Consider the following 16,470-nt stretch of genomic DNA (forward strand, 5'->3'; position numbering starts at 1 on the left):
AATTTAATAGTTAAAATGTGTTTCTTGAAATATATGATGATTTAGGATAATATCTTTAATGGATAAATAGGTTGCGATGGAGGGTCTATATGTCAAACAGATTTGCAGTGATTCTAGCTGCAGGTAAAGGCACACGTATGAAGTCAAAGCTATACAAAGTGCTGCATCCTGTATGTGGAAAACCTATGGTACAACACGTAGTCGATCAAGTATCTCAATTAGGATTGCAGAAACTTGTAACGGTTGTTGGACATGGTGCTGAAATGGTACAAGAACAGCTAGGGAACGTAAGTGAATTTGCATTACAAGCAGAACAACTTGGTACAGCACATGCTGTAGATCAAGCTGCAAGTGTACTTGCAAATGAAGAAGGAACAACTTTAGTTATTTGTGGTGATACGCCTCTAATAACTGCTGAAACAATGGAAGCATTACTTCAGCAACATAAAGAAGCAGGAGCAATGGCGACGGTGCTAACAGCATACATAGAAGAGCCTGCTGGATATGGCCGTATTGTTCGTAATGAGAATGGTCATGTTGAAAAGATTGTTGAGCATAAAGATGCAAATGAGAAAGAATTAGCTATTAAAGAAATCAATACAGGTACGTATTGTTTTGATAATAAGGCTTTATTTGCTTCACTTTCTAAAGTTTCAAATGATAACGTGCAAGGTGAATATTACCTTCCAGATGTTATTGAGATTTTAAAAAATGAAGGTCATATCGTATCAGCTTATCAAACAGAGCAGTTCGATGAAACGTTAGGTGTTAACGACAGAGTCGCTCTATCGCAAGCGGAAATTATTATGAAAAACCGTATCAACCGAAAGAACATGGTAAATGGTGTTACAATTATTGATCCAAGTAACACTTATATTTCTGCTGATGCAATTATCGGTAGCGATACAGTTCTTCATCCAGGAACAATTATTGAGGGGAACACTGTAATTGGTTCTGATTGTGAAATTGGACCGCATACAGTAATTCGCGATAGTGAAATTGGAGATCGTACGACAATTCGACAATCTACTGTACATGATAGTAAGCTTGGTACGGAAGTATCGGTTGGTCCATTTGCACATATTCGCCCAGATTCAGTTATTGGAGACGAAGTACGCGTTGGAAACTTCGTGGAAATCAAAAAAACTGTCTTTGGTAATAGAAGTAAAGCTTCGCACTTGAGTTATATCGGGGATGCACAAGTTGGAGAAGACGTGAATCTTGGTTGTGGTTCAATTACGGTGAACTATGACGGTAAGAATAAATTCAAAACTGTGATTGGTAATGGGGTATTTATTGGATGTAATTCAAACCTTGTTGCTCCAGTAACAGTTGAAGATGGTGCTTATGTGGCGGCAGGCTCTACAATTACAGAGAATGTTCCATCAAAAGCATTATCGGTAGCACGTGCACGTCAAGTTAACAAAGAAGACTATGTTGATCAATTGCTGAATAAGAAAAAATCATAATAATGTGGAGGGTTAATCTAGATGTCGACTCAATATCTAAATTCTAATTTGAAAGTATTCTCTTTAAACTCTAATAAGGAACTTGCTGAGCAGATTGCAAAGCATATTGGAGTAGGACTAGGAAAATGTTCTGTTGATCGTTTTAGTGATGGAGAAGTTCAAATTAACATTGAAGAAAGTATCCGTGGTTGCGATGTATTCATTATTCAATCTACAAGCTTCCCAGTAAACGAACATATCATGGAATTACTTATTATGATCGATGCATTAAAACGTGCATCTGCGAAAACAATTAATATTGTTATTCCTTACTATGGTTATGCGCGTCAAGACCGTAAAGCGCGTTCTCGTGAACCAATTACATCGAAACTTGTAGCAAACTTGCTTGAAACAGCAGGTGCAACTCGTGTAATCACTCTAGATTTACATGCTCCACAAATTCAAGGGTTCTTTGATATCCCAATCGACCACTTAATGGGTGTACCGATTCTTTCTGATTACTTTGAAACAAAAGGTCTTAAAGATATCGTAATCGTGTCTCCTGATCATGGTGGTGTAACTCGTGCAAGAAAAATGGCAGATCGTCTAAAAGCGCCAATCGCTATTATTGATAAGCGTCGTCCTCGCCCGAACGTTTCAGAGGTAATGAACATTATCGGTAATATTGAAGGCAAAACAGCGATTTTAATTGATGACATCATTGATACAGCTGGTACAATTACATTAGCAGCAAACGCTCTTGTTGAGAACGGTGCTTCTGAAGTATATGCTTGCTGTACACACCCAGTATTATCTGGTCCAGCAATTGAGCGTATTCAAAATTCAAACATTAAAGAGTTAGTTGTAACGAACTCTATTGTATTACCAGAAGAGAAGAAAATCGACAAAGTACATGAACTTTCAGTTGCTCCATTAATCGGAGAAGCAATCATTCGTGTATACGAAGAAGAATCTGTGAGTGTATTATTCAATTAATTGGATAGAATGAGACGTAACCAAAATTGGTTACGTCTTTTCGTATCGAAAAAAGAAAGTAGTGGTACAAGAATGAAATTGATAGTAGGACTTGGGAACCCAGGTAGAGAATATGAATTAACAAGGCATAATATTGGATTTATGGCCATTGATGAACTTGCGAAGCGTTGGAACATTTCTTTGAATGAACAAAAATTTAAAGGTGTATTTGGTGCAGGGTTTGTTAATGGAGAAAAGGTAATCTTATTAAAGCCGCTAACATACATGAATTTATCTGGGGAAAGTATTCGTCCACTCATGGATTATTATAAAATTGATGTTGAGGACTTCGTTGTTATGTACGACGATTTAGACATTCCTGTAGGTAAATTGCGTCTTCGCATGAAAGGTAGTGCCGGTGGACATAATGGTGTAAAGTCAACGATTTCGCACTTAGGAACACAAGAATTTCAACGTATCCGTATGGGAATTGATCGCCCGAAAAATGGAATGAAGGTAGTCGATTATGTATTGGGACGCTTTACATCTGAAGAGATTCCGGATGTTAACCATTCTATTGAAAAAGCAGCGGATGCATGTGAAGAGTGGCTAAATAAGCCTTTTCTTCAAATCATGAATACTTTCAATAGTTAAAAATGAGATTGGGAATATTTCTCTTTTGTTTTACCCATACTAGTAGTAATTGAATTTTTAGGAGGCTAGTATGGAAGGGTATTATTATTGCAGACACTGCGGAGGTAATGTAGGCTCCATTAACGCAGAAAAAGTATATAGCGACGTTTTATTTCAACTAACGGAGCAAGAAGTAGTAGAAATGATTCATTTTCATGAGAATGGAAATATATATATAAAAACGATTTGTGAATCGTGTCAGGAAACGCTCGCATCTTATCCTGAGTATTATGAGTATGAAAAATTTCTGCAATAAAATGTTGTCGCTTTGGCATGTCCAAAGCATTTTTCTGTTTTCCTTTTCCAAAATATTTGCATAAAATAGAATGACTTGCTCTTTATGTTGAGAGGAGTTTTAAAAATGATAGGTTTATTAGAGCAATTTTATAAAAATGAAGAGATACAATCGGTTATTAATGGGTTAGAAGATGGGTTAAAAGAACAACTTATATCAGGGATGGCAACGTCTTCTCGTTCATTATTAATGGCGGCTTTATATAAAAAAACAAAAAAATCACAATTAATCGTGACACATAACTTATACCAAGCACAAAAAGTACATGAAGATTTAGTGGCGTTACTTGGTGAAAAAGATGTGTGGTTATATCCAGTGAATGAACTGATAGCATCGGAAATTGGAGTTGCAAGTCCAGAATTGAAGGCGCAACGTATAGAAGTGTTAAATCGCTTGGCTGCGGGAGAGAATGGAATCATTGTAGCGCCAGTGGCAGGATTGCGTAGATTTTTACCAATAAAAGAATTGTGGAAGCAAAAGCAAGTTGAAATCAATCTAGGGCAAGAGATTGATTTAGATGCGCTCTTGCATACTTTACATCATATTGGCTATGAACGTAAGTCGATGGTAGAAGCTCCAGGGGAGTTCAGTTTGCGTGGGGGAATATTAGATATTTATCCTTTAACTGAAGAACTACCATTTCGTATTGAATTCTTTGATACAGAAGTCGATTCTATTCGATTATTTGATGTGGATGAACAGCGTTCTCAAGGTAAAAAAGAAAGCGTTAGGTTTGGTCCGGCAACAGAGTTTTTATTTTCACAGGAAGAATTAAAATCAGGAATTCAGCATCTTGAAGAAGGCTTGACTAAGACGATGCAAAAACTTTCTGATGATAAACTAAAGACTAAAGTGCTTGAGACGGTAAGTCATGAAATTGAGATGTTGAAAAACGGGCAAAGTATAGAACAGATGTTTAAATACTTATCTATTTTCTATAAAGAACCTGCTAGTCTGATAGATTATTTACCAGAAGATGGTGTTGTAATTTTAGATGAGATTTCCCGTATTCAAGAGACAGCATCACATCTTGAAACAGAAGAGGCGGAATGGTATATATCACTTCTTGGTGAAGGAACAATTATTCAAGATTTATCTTTCTCTCACCCATTCGAGGGGTTTCTTCATCATAAAAAAAGAAGTTTTGTATATTTAACGTTATTCTTGCGTCATATCGCACACACACATCCGCAAAATATTGTTAATGTAACATGTAAAACAATGCAAGATTTCCATGGACAGATGAATTTGTTAAAAACAGAAATTGATAGATGGAATGAAGGGCATTTTACGACTGTTGTACTTGGAACAGATGATGAACGTGTGAAAAAATTACAACATATTTTAAGTGATTATGATATTGAGGCAGATATTGTAGAAGGTACAGATATTTTATTGCCTGGAAGGTTACAGATTGCTGTAGGTGATTTACATGCAGGATTTGAAATGCCGATGCAAAAGCTTGTTGTCATTACTGAAAAGGAGCTTTTTCATAAGAAAGTTAAAAAATCACAACGTAAACAAAAGTTATCGAATGCTGAACGTATTAAAAGTTATTCAGAATTAAAAGTTGGAGATTATGTAGTTCACGTAAATCATGGTATAGGTAAATTTTTAGGTATTGAGACATTAGAGATTAATGGTGTTCATAAAGATTATTTAAATATTAAATATCAAGGTAATGATAAGCTATACGTTCCAATTGAACAAATTGATCAAGTTCAAAAATATGTAGGATCTGAAGGTAAGGATCCGAAAGTTTATAAATTAGGTGGTAATGATTGGAAGAAGGTTAAAACGAAAGTTGAAAAATCTGTACAAGACATTGCGGATGACCTAATTAAACTATATGCTGAGCGCGAAGCTTCAAAAGGCTATGCATATACGCCAGATACGGCAGAACAACAAGAGTTCGAATCATCTTTCCCGTATCAAGAGACAGAGGATCAGTTACGTTCTATTGACGAGATTAAAAAAGATATGGAACGCGGACGCCCGATGGATAGGCTCCTTTGTGGTGACGTAGGGTATGGAAAGACTGAAGTGGCTATTCGTGCGGCATTTAAAGCAATTATGGATGAAAAACAAGTTGCAATTTTAGTACCGACAACGATTCTTGCGCAGCAACACTATGAAACAATTCGAGAGCGTTTTCAAGATTATCCGATCAATATAGGCTTATTAAGTAGATTCCGTACGAGAAAACAACAAAATGAAACAATTAAGGGCTTAAAGGATGGAACAGTAGATATTGTAATCGGAACACATCGTATTTTATCTAAAGATGTTACGTATAAAGATTTAGGGCTTCTTATTATTGATGAAGAACAAAGATTTGGTGTAACACATAAAGAAAAAATTAAACAATTGAAGGCGAATGTTGACGTATTAACATTAACGGCAACTCCGATTCCGCGGACGCTTCATATGTCTATGCTTGGTGTGCGCGACTTATCTGTTATTGAGACACCACCAGAAAATCGTTTCCCAGTCCAAACGTATGTAGTCGAGTATAATCCAGCGTTAATGAGAGAGGCGATAGAGCGAGAGCTTGCAAGAGGTGGTCAAGTTTACTTCCTATATAACCGTGTAGAGGATATTGAAAGAAAAGCAGATGAAATTTCGATGTTAGTTCCAGATGCCCGCGTAACGTACGCACATGGGAAAATGAACGAAAGCGAATTAGAGTCTGTTATGCTATCATTTTTAGAAGGACAGCATGATGTTCTTGTAAGTACAACAATTATTGAGACGGGTGTAGATATTCCGAATGTAAATACGTTAATTGTATTTGATGCAGATCGTATGGGATTATCACAGTTGTATCAGCTTCGTGGGCGTGTTGGACGTTCTAATCGTGTTGCATATGCATACTTTGCATATAAACGTGACAAAGTGCTGTCAGAGGTTGCAGAGAAGCGTCTACAAGCAATTAAAGAGTTCACGGAACTTGGATCTGGTTTCAAAATTGCGATGAGAGATTTATCTATTCGTGGAGCAGGTAATTTGTTAGGGGCAGAACAGCATGGATTTATTGATTCTGTCGGATTTGATCTATATTCTCAAATGTTAAAAGATGCAATTGAACAGCGTAGAGGAACAGATGGGGCTGAAAATATAGTTAATGTTGAAATTGACTTAGAGGTAGATGCATACTTACCAGATGCTTATATTTCAGATAGTAAGCAAAAAATTATGATGTATAAACAATTTAGAGGTGTTTCTGCAATTGAGGATATTGAAGAATTGCAGGAAGAAATGATCGACAGATTTGGCGATTATCCACAAGAAGTTGGTTATTTATTACAAATTGCAAATATTAAAGTGTTGGCAATGAAAGAACAAATTGAATTAATTAAGCAGAATAAATTTGAAGTAACATTTCTGTTTTCTGAACAAGCAAGTCAAAATATTGATGGTGGAAAATTATTCATGCTCGGAAATAGTTTTGGACGTATGATCGGTTTAGGAATGGAAGGATCACAATTGAAAATTGTTATGAAAACAAATGGCTTAGAGACATCGAAGTGGTTAACAATTGCTGAAAATTTATTAAAAGGCTTACCAGATGTAAAAAAAGAAGTAATAAATGCCTAAAATAAGATAAAAAAATACAATTCGACGTGCATAGAAGAACTAATGTGTAAAATACTATATCTAACAGTTGGTGATTTTTACATGAACAGGTAAATTCACCACTTTGATCATCAGTAGAAAGTGAGGCAGCATTAGAATGAAAGCAACTGGAATCGTACGTCGAATTGATGATTTAGGCAGGGTCGTAATCCCGAAGGAAATTCGTAGAACTTTACGTATTCGAGAAGGAGACCCACTAGAAATATTTGTTGATCGCGATGGAGAGGTAATTTTAAAGAAGTATTCTCCAATTAGTGAGCTAGGTGATTTTGCAAAAGAATATGCTGATGCTTTATATGACAGCTTAGGACATAATGTGCTTGTGTGTGATCGAGATTCTATCATCGCAGTATCAGGCGTATCGAAAAAAGAATACTTAAATAAAAGTGTTGGCGATTTAATTGAAAAAACGATGGAAGAACGAAAGTCTGTTATTATGACGGATGAAAGTGATATTTCCATTATTGATGGTGTAACAGAAAAGGTTCATTCTTATACAGTTGGACCAATTGTTGCAAACGGAGATCCGATTGGAGCCGTCATTATTTTTTCAAAAGAAGCTATTATAAGCGAGATCGAGCATAAAGCGGTTAATACTGCTGCCAGTTTCTTAGCGAAACAAATGGAACAGTAAGGGTATATTGATTTTAGAAGTAGCAATCTTTCCTAATTATGATCTTTCTTTTTGAGAAATCAATTATTTGGAGATATATGTATATTGAATGAAGGTAGCACTTTGCTACCTTTTTTCGTTGAATATTTTTAACGTGTAGGAACTCATTATTACCCGTGTTGGTAAGGGAGTTTGTTCTTTTCTTTATGATATAATACGAGAGGTGAGAATAGAAAAAGGAGTTTTCTTGTATGGAAGCGAAGAAGTATCAAGCCTTTTGGCGTGGGGCTATTATATTAACGATTGCAAGTTTTGTTACAAAAGTATTAAGCGCTTTTTACCGTATTCCATATCAAAATATAGCGGGGGATATTGGGTTTTATATTTACCAACAAATTTACCCGTTTTATGGATTTTGTTTAATTTTAGCTACTTATGGATTTCCTGTTATCATTTCGAAAATGGTTGCAGAACGACTAGAGCGGGGAAAACAAAAAGAAGCAGAAGAAATTATTTGTGTATCTTTTTGGTTCTTATTAGGAATTGGTTTTATAGGCTTCTTTACATTGTTTTTTGGGGCTGAAACAATTGCGGTAGCTATGGGCGATATACACTTAGATAAGTTACTACGTGTTATTTCATTTTCATTCTTATTGATGCCATTTTTGTCTGTAGCAAGAGGGTATTTTCAAGGATTTAATAATATGATGCCAACGGCTGTTTCGCAAGTAATAGAACAAACAATTCGAGTTTCTATTATTGTATTTTTATCGCTATTCCTAATTGCTCACGGACTTGATTTATATACAGTTGGTGCAGGGGCTATGTTAGGCTCAATTGCGGGTGGACTTATTGGGATTATTGTACTTATATTGTATATGCGTCAAGATTTTCGTTCTATATTTTTCAAAAGTGCAGCGAGAATTAAGGGTAAAAGGAAGATAGTTAAAATCCTTTTTTGGCAGGGGTTAGCGATTTGTGTTAGTAATTTAGTGCTTATTTTTATACAGATGGCTGATTCAGTGTCCTTTTACAGCTTACTTATTGGTGCTGGAGAACAGGCTGAAAATGCAAAGGTATTAAAGGGTGTTTATGATAGAAGTATTCCGCTAATGCAATTAGGTACTGTTGTGACGACTTCTTTCTCGTTGTCACTTATTCCGATTATTACAGCGGCGAAGGAAAGAGGAGATCTTTCCTTTATTCAAGAAAAGGTAAAGTTAGCAATGAAAATAACATTTGTTATTGGACTTGCAGCAACTATTGGACTAACTTGTATTATTCAACCTACCAATATTATGTTGTTTGAAAACAGTGATGGATCAGATGTTTTATCTATTTTATCGTTATCTATTTTATTTAGTTCATTGTCAATTACGACAGCTTCTATTTTACAAGGATTAGGGCAAACGTTTAAGCCAGCATTATTTGTTGTATTTGGAGGTTGCTTAAAGTTAGCGTTAAATTATATATTCATGCCTTATTTTGGTGTGAAAGGTGCAGCCTTTGCGACTTTATGTGCGTTAATTATAATCTCTGGACTAAATAGTTTGTTGCTTACGAGAGCTGTATCAGGGGCACTTATCAATAAGCGAAATATGTTAGGGATAGTAATTAGTGGTATTTGTATGGGATTTGTATTAATGATGTTCACACATGTGTTACATATGTCTGGATTAGTAATTAATACGGAACATAGAGGAAGCGCGACGCTTGAAGCGTTGTTAGGTGTAGCCATCGGCGGATTGACATATATGTTTTTTATTTTGAAATTACGTGTATTTACAAAAAAAGAATTAGGAACCGTTATGAAACAAGAGGAAAAAGAAGGTTCATTGAAGAAGAGTGGATAGAGGTGACTGGTTGTGAGTGGAATCATTACTATTTTAGGTTTAGGAGCTGGTGAATTAGATCAGCTAACGATGGGTGTATATCGAAAAATAAAAGAAGCAGACCATCTGTTTGTTAGAACGAAAGAACATCCAGTTATAGAAGAATTGGAGAAAGAAGGCGTACAATATACGTCTTTTGATGCTGTATATGAAGCACATGATACGTTTGAAATTGTATATGAAACAATTGCGAATAAATTGCTAGAACAAGCTGAAGGTACAGAAATTATCTATGCTGTTCCCGGGCATCCACTTGTAGCAGAAAGAACAGTTCAGCTACTGTTGGAAAAAGGAGAAGTTTCAAATGTTGAAGTGCGAATTGAGGGTGGACAAAGTTTCCTTGATCCTATGTTTGCAAGTCTAAAGATTGATCCGATTGAAGGATTCCAATTACTTGATGCTACATCATTTGAAAGAGGGCAATTAGAACTGCGTCAACATTTAATCTTTTGCCAAGTATATGATGCATTCGTTGCATCTGATGTGAAATTAACATTAATGGAGATGTTACCAGATGATTATGAATTGTATATCGTAACAGCTGCAGGAACTTCATTTGAACAAGTAAAGAAGGTACCGTTGTACATGTTAGATCATGAAACGGAATTGAATAATTTAACGAGTGTGTACGTGCCGCCAGTTCAGGAGCGTGCGTCCTTGTATCAACAGTTTGATGTTCTTAGAGAAATTATTGCGGAACTTCGTGGTCCAAATGGTTGTCCGTGGGATAAAAAGCAAACACATCAATCATTAAAGAAATATTTAATTGAGGAAGCTTATGAAGTGTTGGAAGCAATCGATGAAGAGGATGATGATCACTTAGTAGAAGAATTAGGTGATATATTATTACAAGTTATGCTTCATGCTCAAATCGGAGAAGATGAAGGTTGGTTCTCTATAGATGATATCATTCGAACTCTATCTGAGAAAATGGTTCGTCGCCATCCGCATGTGTTTGGAAATACGGATGTAAACAGCGCTGATGAAGTGATTGCAAATTGGGAAGAGATTAAAAAACAAGAAAAAGGATTCGTGAAAGAATCTGTTTTAAATGGCGTTCCAAAAAGTTTGCCGCAGTTACTACGCGCCTATGAAATTCAGAAGAAAGCTGGTAAGGTTGGATTTGATTGGGTTGATGTGCAACCGATGATAGAGAAAGCCTTGGAAGAATGGCAAGAGTTCCAACAAGAAGTTACAAATATGGATGAGGAAAAGATGCTAGGTGAGTTTGGTGATTTACTCTTTGCATTTGTTAATATAGCTCGTCATTACAAAATAGATCCAGAAGAGGCGTTACGTTCAACTAATGAGAAATTTACTGGTCGTTTTTTATACATGGAGGCAAAAGTAGCTGAAATGAATAAAGAGATGAAAGATTTATCATTAGAACAGTTAGATGTTTTATGGGAAGAAGCGAAACAGACAGAGCGTTAATAGGGGGATTTGATATGCGTCTAGATAAGTTTTTAAAAGTATCACGTTTAATTAAAAGAAGAACATTAGCGAAAGAAGTAGCTGATCAAGGAAGAATATCTATTAATGGTCAGGTGGCAAAAGCGAGTTCTGATGTGAAAGTAGCTGACGAATTAACAATTCGTTTTGGTCAAAAAATAGTGACTGTGAAAATAAATGAATTAAAAGAAACAACTAAAAAAGAAGATGCAGCAAATATGTATAGCTTAGTTCGTGAAGAAAAAGTAAAAGCGGAAGAAGGCTTGTTCTAAAATCATTTATCCCCTCATACATTACTATTAGCTAGTAAAAACCTATGGGGGGATTTACGTGAATAATGGTTACTCACCTACGTCTTCTAATCAACAAAATGTTTCTGTAGAGCATGACATTATTATGCGTGGCAGGCGTATAATTGATATTACCGGTGTAAAGCAGGTAGAGAGTTTTGATAGCGAAGAGTTTTTACTAGAGACCGTAATGGGTTTTTTAACGATTCGTGGTCAAAATTTACAAATGAAAAATTTAGATGTGGAAAAAGGTATTGTGTCGATTAAAGGGAAAGTTAATGAGATGCTGTATATTGATGAAAATCAAGGGGAAAAAACTAAAGGTTTCTTTAGTAAGTTGTTTAAATGAGCTTAACAATTCAGTTGTATACAATGCTTTCAATGATTGGAATGGGTGCTTGGATTGGAGCGTCTTTAGATACATATCAACGTTTTTTAAAGCGCCAAGAACGTAAACGTTGGCTTGTATTTATACATGATATATTATTTTGGATTGTCCAAGCATTATTCGTCTTTTATGTATTGCTTCTCGTAAATGAAGCTGAGCTACGTATATATGTGTTTTTGGCATTATTATGTGGTTTTGCGGCATATCAAAGCTTACTGAAGGCACTATACATGAAGCTGTTAAATTTTCTCATCTATATTTTTATGCAAACAACATATTTTTTTGTTCGAATTATACAGCTACTCATGATAAAACCTGTTATTATTATAGCGCAGCTATTTATTGCATTTATATTATTCTTATTTCGTATACTGCTTTCAATTGGACATGTGTTATGGAAAATGGTGATTTGGATATTACTTTTCATATGGAAAGTTTTTTTCTGGCCTGTTCGATTTATTGCTTCGCTCATATGGAAACTTCTCCCTAATCGTGTTAAACTTTTTATAGTGAAACATATAGGGTTCCTGCAATATATAGCAAAATTGAAGGGACATATCTTCCAATTATGGGAGCGTATAAAAAAGAAGTTAGGGGGACCTCGGAAATGAGGGAACTGAGACAAAGAACAATCGAAAAACAGAGTCCAAATCCTGTTAAAGAGCATATAATACAAACGGATGAGAACAGGAAGCGACTTTATCGCCGTTTAGCGGTTTTTCTTGTCTTTACTTTTACAATTATTGCGAGTATTAGTGTAACGTTTTATCAACAAAACAGTTCCATTAAAGCAAAAGAAGCAAAAGTTAAGGACATGAAAAAAGAACTGGATTCATTAACGAATAAAGAAAAAAGTCTAAAAGACGAAGTTCAAAAGTTAAATGATGAAGAGTACGTATTAAAGATTGCTAGAAGGGATTATTTCTTCTCTGGTAAAGGGGAGATAATTTTTCCTGTTTCTAAGTAGAGTATGTCTTATTGACACTATATTTTAGGATTATATATAATAAAGTAAAATTTGACTTTTTAACCACTAAGGAGGAGCATTTTTTTTATGTCAATCGAGGTAGGCAGCAAGTTACAGGGTAAAGTAACAGGTATTACAAATTTTGGGGCTTTTGTGGAGCTGCCAGAGGGCTTAACGGGTCTTGTTCATATTAGTGAAGTTGCTGATAACTATGTAAAAGATATTAACGATCACTTAAAAGTGGGCGACCAAGTAGAAGTAAAAGTTATTAATGTTGAAAAAGATGGAAAGATTGGTTTATCTATCAAAAAAGCGAAAGAACGTGAAAAAACAGAAGGAGATCGTCCACGCGGTGAATACCAACGCGGTGGTGATCAACAACGTTCTGGACGTCCACAACGTAATAATCGCTCTTTCAACAGAGATAATCGCGGTGGCGGTAACGACCGAGCTCCGAAAGAAACATTTGAGCAAAAGATGGCACGCTTCTTAAAAGATAGCGAAGATCGCTTAACTTCTTTAAAGCGTAACACAGAGTCTAAACGTGGTGGCCGTGGCGCGCGTCGCGGATAATAAGAACGTTTAGTTTTTAACATATAGAGAGGTACCCAGGGTGATGGCTCAGGGTGCTTTTTTATATGTAAAAATATATTTTTAAAAAAGTTTTTGAGATGTGTTGACTTTAATTAGTATCTGATGTAAGATACTAATTGTCCGTTAAATAAGACGACATGGCGGTGTAGCTCAGCTGGCTAGAGCGTACGGTTCATACCCGTGAGGTCGGGGGTTCGATCCCCTCCGCCGCTATATTTAATTTAACGGCCCGTTGGTCAAGTGGTTAAGACACCGCCCTTTCACGGCGGTAACACGGGTTCGAATCCCGTACGGGTCATCAAAAAAAGATCATGCAAATTTGCATGATCTTTTTTTGTTAAATAAATTAAGATATACAACACTTCTACAAAATCACCCTATATTTTCTGAATATTTAATTAAAATATCAAAAATAACTTACATACCGTGTATATCTGTAGAGTTATTTCGAATAAAAAGTCGAACGATTATAAAAGTGAAAACTGTTGTTTTGACAAAAAAACCAACAATCGTCTTTTATAATGACAGTAATTAAACTATGCAGGTGGTGTTAAAAATATGCCTAAAGCAGGAAGGAATACTATGAATACAAGTGCATTGGCAATGAATGAGAGTCAGCTTGGAGGAATAAAGTGGACGAGTAAGTTGCGAATGAAATTTGAGCAAGTTTTCTTTAGATGGGGATTTATTATTGTTGTTATTGGTTTTCTTTTGGGACGAGCATATATATTAACAAATATTTTACCGTTTGCACTGCCATTTTTTGCTGCTGTTTATGTTATGAAGCGGGATAAGATGCCGCTAGCATTTTTAGCTCTAATGGGAGGAGCTCTTTCAGTATCGATAGATAATTTGTTTTTTACCTTTGCATCCATCTTTACCTTCTTCATTTATAATATCTTCTTTAGTCGATTTACACGTAAAACTGTTGGACTTGTTCCATTTCAAGTATTTATCTCCGCATTAACAGCACACTTAGTTGTTGTATATTTTGCGCAACAAACTGTCACCATGTACGATTTACTCGTTAGTACTATCGAGGCTGGACTTAGTTTCGTATTAACTATGATATTTTTACAAAGTGTCCCGCTTTTAGTGGAAAGGAAAGGAAAACAACAGGCATTAGAGACGGAAGAAATTGTTTGTTTGATTATATTACTAGCATCTGTTTTAACAGGTACAACAGATTGGTTTGTATATGATGCTTCTATTCAACATATTTTTACAAGGTATTTAGTGCTAGTATTTGCATTTATTGCGGGTGCTGCCACAGGATCTACAGTGGGGGTTGTAACAGGACTAATATTAAGTTTAGCAAATGTGTCTAGCTTGTCTCAGCTTAGCCTTCTTGCTTTTTCTGGATTGCTTGGTGGATTGTTAAAAGAAGGGAAGCGTTTAGGTGTTAGTTTAGGTTTATTAATTGGGACAAGCTTAATTACATTATATGTAGACAAACAGACAAATATTGTAACAACTTTAATTGAGTCAGGTGTAGCGATTGTTATCTTCTTATTAACACCGCAGCTTGTTTTGGATCGTATTGCTAAATTTATGCCAGGTACACAAGAGCATTCGCAAGATCAACAACAATATTTAAGAAGGATGCGTGATGTTACAGCAAATAAAATCAAACAATTTGCAAATGTATTTGCTGCTTTATCTAATAGCTTTTCTGTATATGGGTATGTAGAGGAAGAAGATAAAGAGACAGAAGCAGATTTGTTTTTGAGTACAATTACTGCGAAAACATGTCAAACATGCTTTAAAAAGGATCAATGCTGGGTAGTGAATTTTGATAAAACGTACGATTATATGAAACAAATAATGAATGAAACGGAAGAAGGAACCCTGCAACATAATCGTAAATTAGTTCGTGAGTGGGACAAGCATTGTGTGAGAGGGAAAAAAGTGACGGATTTAGTAGCAGGTGAATTAGATCACTTCTATGAGGGTCAAAAATTACGAAAACAAATGAAGGAAAATCGTAGAATAGTAGCCGAGCAACTATTAGGTGTATCAAAGGTTATGGAGGATTTTGCTAAGGAGATACAACGAGAGCGTGAAAATCATCAAGTGCAGGAAGAACAGATTATGCAAGCGTTCCGTGATTTTGGTGTCGAAGTAGAGCATGTTGATATTTATTGTTTAGATAGAGGAAGTATTGATATTGAAATGTTAATTCCAGTTGCATCTAATGAACATGGAGAGTGTGAAAAGTTAGTCGCACCGATGCTTTCTGATATTCTAAAGGAAAATATTGTTGTTAAACATGAAGAAAAATCTTCTTATCCGAATGGTCATAGCTTAATATCATTTGGTTCAGCGAAAACGTATTCTCTTGATACGGGCTTAGCCACAGCTGCAAAGGGTGGTGGGTTTGTTTCGGGTGATTCTTATGCGATGATGGATTTAAGTGTTGGTAAATATGCACTTGCAATTAGTGATGGTATGGGTAATGGGCAAAGAGCTCATATGGAAAGTAAGGAAACGGTGAAATTATTACAAAAAATACTCCAATCAGGCATTGATGAAGAAATAGCAATTAAGTCTATCAATTCAATTCTTTCTTTGAGAACGACAGAAGAAATGTTTACGACATTAGATTTAGCTATGGTAGATTTGCGGGATGCGAGTGCAAGGTTTTTAAAGATTGGATCGACGCCGAGTTTTGTTAAACGTGCAAATAATATTTTGAAAATTGAAGCAAGTAATTTACCGATGGGAATCATCGAAGATGTTGAAGTTGATGTGGTGGGTGAACAATTAAAAACGGGCGATATTCTTATTATGATGAGCGATGGGATTTTTGAAGGAGCGCAGCATGTGGAGAATCATGAATTGTGGATGAAACGAAAAATTAAAGAATTGCAAACCGAAGACCCGCAAGAAATTGCTGATATCATTATGGAAGAAGTGATTCGCTCTTGTGACGGTTATATAAATGATGATATGACTATTGTAGTGGCAAAAGTGAAGAAAAATATGCCCAAGTGGGCTACGATTCCGATTGTAGGAATGCAGGCGCAGTAAAATGTAAGTGGAATGTTTATCTATAATTTGATTTTAAAAACCTAGGTGTATACCTAGGTTTTTTTGTGGAAAAAGGTAATGTTATTAATTTTGTGAATATACACGGAGGATGTAAGATAAAAATGTAATTTTTGTATATCTTTTTTTTGCACAATGTTTGTAAAAGTTGTACCATTGTAGACAAGGCTACTAAGGTT

Annotated in this window: 14 protein-coding genes and 2 tRNA genes; all 16 read left to right on the top strand. The window is 35.6% G+C overall.

Going from position 1 to position 16,470, the window contains the following annotated elements; translation table 11 throughout:
• The first annotated feature begins 89 nt into the window (after positions 1-89).
• The 16 genes from glmU to spoIIE all read left to right on the top strand — a co-directional run bounded on the left by glmU (position 90) and on the right by spoIIE (position 16,273).
• Positions 90-1,469 (top strand): bifunctional UDP-N-acetylglucosamine diphosphorylase/glucosamine-1-phosphate N-acetyltransferase GlmU, encoded by a 1,380-nt coding sequence (glmU, locus tag CGQ22_RS29450; RefSeq protein WP_000071039.1) that lies wholly within the window; start codon positions 90-92, stop codon positions 1,467-1,469.
• Between the two features lie 21 nt (positions 1,470-1,490).
• On the top strand, positions 1,491-2,444 hold the full coding sequence (locus CGQ22_RS29455; protein WP_000107420.1) for a ribose-phosphate diphosphokinase: 954 nt from the start codon (positions 1,491-1,493) through the stop codon (positions 2,442-2,444).
• A 72-nt stretch (positions 2,445-2,516) separates the two neighbouring features.
• On the top strand, positions 2,517-3,077 hold the full coding sequence (pth, locus tag CGQ22_RS29460) for an aminoacyl-tRNA hydrolase (protein WP_000767702.1): 561 nt from the start codon (positions 2,517-2,519) through the stop codon (positions 3,075-3,077).
• Between the two features lie 70 nt (positions 3,078-3,147).
• Positions 3,148-3,372 (top strand): anti-sigma-F factor Fin family protein, encoded by a 225-nt coding sequence (locus CGQ22_RS29465; protein WP_000399438.1) that lies wholly within the window; start codon positions 3,148-3,150, stop codon positions 3,370-3,372.
• Between the two features lie 105 nt (positions 3,373-3,477).
• Complete coding sequence (gene mfd, locus CGQ22_RS29470; RefSeq protein ID WP_000579681.1) at positions 3,478-7,008, top strand: transcription-repair coupling factor; 3,531 nt, start codon at positions 3,478-3,480, stop codon at positions 7,006-7,008.
• Positions 7,009-7,144: 136 nt separating this feature from the next.
• Positions 7,145-7,681, top strand: coding sequence for a stage V sporulation protein T (spoVT, locus tag CGQ22_RS29475; RefSeq protein ID WP_000648302.1), 537 nt, complete (start codon positions 7,145-7,147; stop codon positions 7,679-7,681).
• A 230-nt stretch (positions 7,682-7,911) separates the two neighbouring features.
• On the top strand, positions 7,912-9,513 hold the full coding sequence (locus tag CGQ22_RS29480; protein WP_089149711.1) for a putative polysaccharide biosynthesis protein: 1,602 nt from the start codon (positions 7,912-7,914) through the stop codon (positions 9,511-9,513).
• A gap of 12 nt (positions 9,514-9,525) precedes the next feature.
• A complete protein-coding gene (gene yabN / locus CGQ22_RS29485; RefSeq protein WP_000014236.1) occupies positions 9,526-10,986 on the top strand; it encodes a bifunctional methyltransferase/pyrophosphohydrolase YabN in 1,461 nt (486 codons plus the stop codon).
• A gap of 14 nt (positions 10,987-11,000) precedes the next feature.
• Positions 11,001-11,276 carry an RNA-binding S4 domain-containing protein gene (locus CGQ22_RS29490; RefSeq protein ID WP_001234876.1) on the top strand — a complete coding sequence of 92 codons (276 nt, stop codon included), beginning with the start codon at positions 11,001-11,003 and terminating at the stop codon, positions 11,274-11,276.
• A 58-nt stretch (positions 11,277-11,334) separates the two neighbouring features.
• Positions 11,335-11,643: a sporulation protein YabP gene (yabP, locus tag CGQ22_RS29495; protein WP_001059104.1), complete on the top strand. Its 309-nt coding sequence runs from the start codon at positions 11,335-11,337 to the stop codon at positions 11,641-11,643.
• Positions 11,640-12,293, top strand: a complete 654-nt coding sequence (gene yabQ, locus CGQ22_RS29500; RefSeq protein ID WP_000059773.1) for a spore cortex biosynthesis protein YabQ — start codon at positions 11,640-11,642, stop codon at positions 12,291-12,293. The genes yabP and yabQ overlap by 4 nt, the downstream gene beginning before the upstream one ends.
• Complete coding sequence (divIC, locus tag CGQ22_RS29505; RefSeq protein ID WP_001208739.1) at positions 12,290-12,649, top strand: cell division protein DivIC; 360 nt, start codon at positions 12,290-12,292, stop codon at positions 12,647-12,649. Before yabQ ends, divIC begins: the two co-directional genes overlap by 4 nt.
• Before the next feature lie 87 nt (positions 12,650-12,736).
• The gene (locus CGQ22_RS29510; protein WP_000021451.1) at positions 12,737-13,222 is read left to right on the top strand and encodes a S1 domain-containing RNA-binding protein; all 486 of its coding nucleotides are present in this window, start codon (positions 12,737-12,739) and stop codon (positions 13,220-13,222) included.
• Between the two features lie 160 nt (positions 13,223-13,382).
• Positions 13,383-13,456, top strand: a tRNA-Met gene (locus tag CGQ22_RS29515).
• A gap of 13 nt (positions 13,457-13,469) precedes the next feature.
• A tRNA-Glu gene (locus CGQ22_RS29520) sits at positions 13,470-13,541 on the top strand.
• 260 nt (positions 13,542-13,801) lie between these two features.
• Positions 13,802-16,273, top strand: a complete 2,472-nt coding sequence (spoIIE, locus tag CGQ22_RS29525) for a stage II sporulation protein E (RefSeq protein WP_139032695.1) — start codon at positions 13,802-13,804, stop codon at positions 16,271-16,273.
• The last annotated feature ends 197 nt before the right edge of the window (positions 16,274-16,470 follow it).

Origin of the sequence: Bacillus sp. M13(2017) (assembly GCF_002218325.1) — a bacterium.
GTDB classification, from domain to species: domain Bacteria; phylum Bacillota; class Bacilli; order Bacillales; family Bacillaceae_G; genus Bacillus_A; species Bacillus_A thuringiensis_K.

Bases quoted from the DNA above. Each gene is read 5' to 3' on its own strand.
- CGQ22_RS29480 (WP_089149711.1), top strand. From the start codon at position 7,912: ATGGAAGCGAAGAAGTATCAAGCCTTTTGGCGTGGGGCTATTATATTA.
- spoVT (WP_000648302.1), top strand. From the start codon at position 7,145: ATGAAAGCAACTGGAATCGTACGTCGAATTGATGATTTAGGCAGGGTC.
- CGQ22_RS29490 (WP_001234876.1), top strand. From the start codon at position 11,001: ATGCGTCTAGATAAGTTTTTAAAAGTATCACGTTTAATTAAAAGAAGA.
- mfd (WP_000579681.1), top strand. From the start codon at position 3,478: ATGATAGGTTTATTAGAGCAATTTTATAAAAATGAAGAGATACAATCG.
- pth (WP_000767702.1), top strand. From the start codon at position 2,517: ATGAAATTGATAGTAGGACTTGGGAACCCAGGTAGAGAATATGAATTA.
- CGQ22_RS29510 (WP_000021451.1), top strand. From the start codon at position 12,737: ATGTCAATCGAGGTAGGCAGCAAGTTACAGGGTAAAGTAACAGGTATT.
- CGQ22_RS29455 (WP_000107420.1), top strand. From the start codon at position 1,491: ATGTCGACTCAATATCTAAATTCTAATTTGAAAGTATTCTCTTTAAAC.
- divIC (WP_001208739.1), top strand. From the start codon at position 12,290: ATGAGGGAACTGAGACAAAGAACAATCGAAAAACAGAGTCCAAATCCT.
- spoIIE (WP_139032695.1), top strand. From the start codon at position 13,802: ATGCCTAAAGCAGGAAGGAATACTATGAATACAAGTGCATTGGCAATG.
- CGQ22_RS29465 (WP_000399438.1), top strand. From the start codon at position 3,148: ATGGAAGGGTATTATTATTGCAGACACTGCGGAGGTAATGTAGGCTCC.
- glmU (WP_000071039.1), top strand. From the start codon at position 90: ATGTCAAACAGATTTGCAGTGATTCTAGCTGCAGGTAAAGGCACACGT.
- yabQ (WP_000059773.1), top strand. From the start codon at position 11,640: ATGAGCTTAACAATTCAGTTGTATACAATGCTTTCAATGATTGGAATG.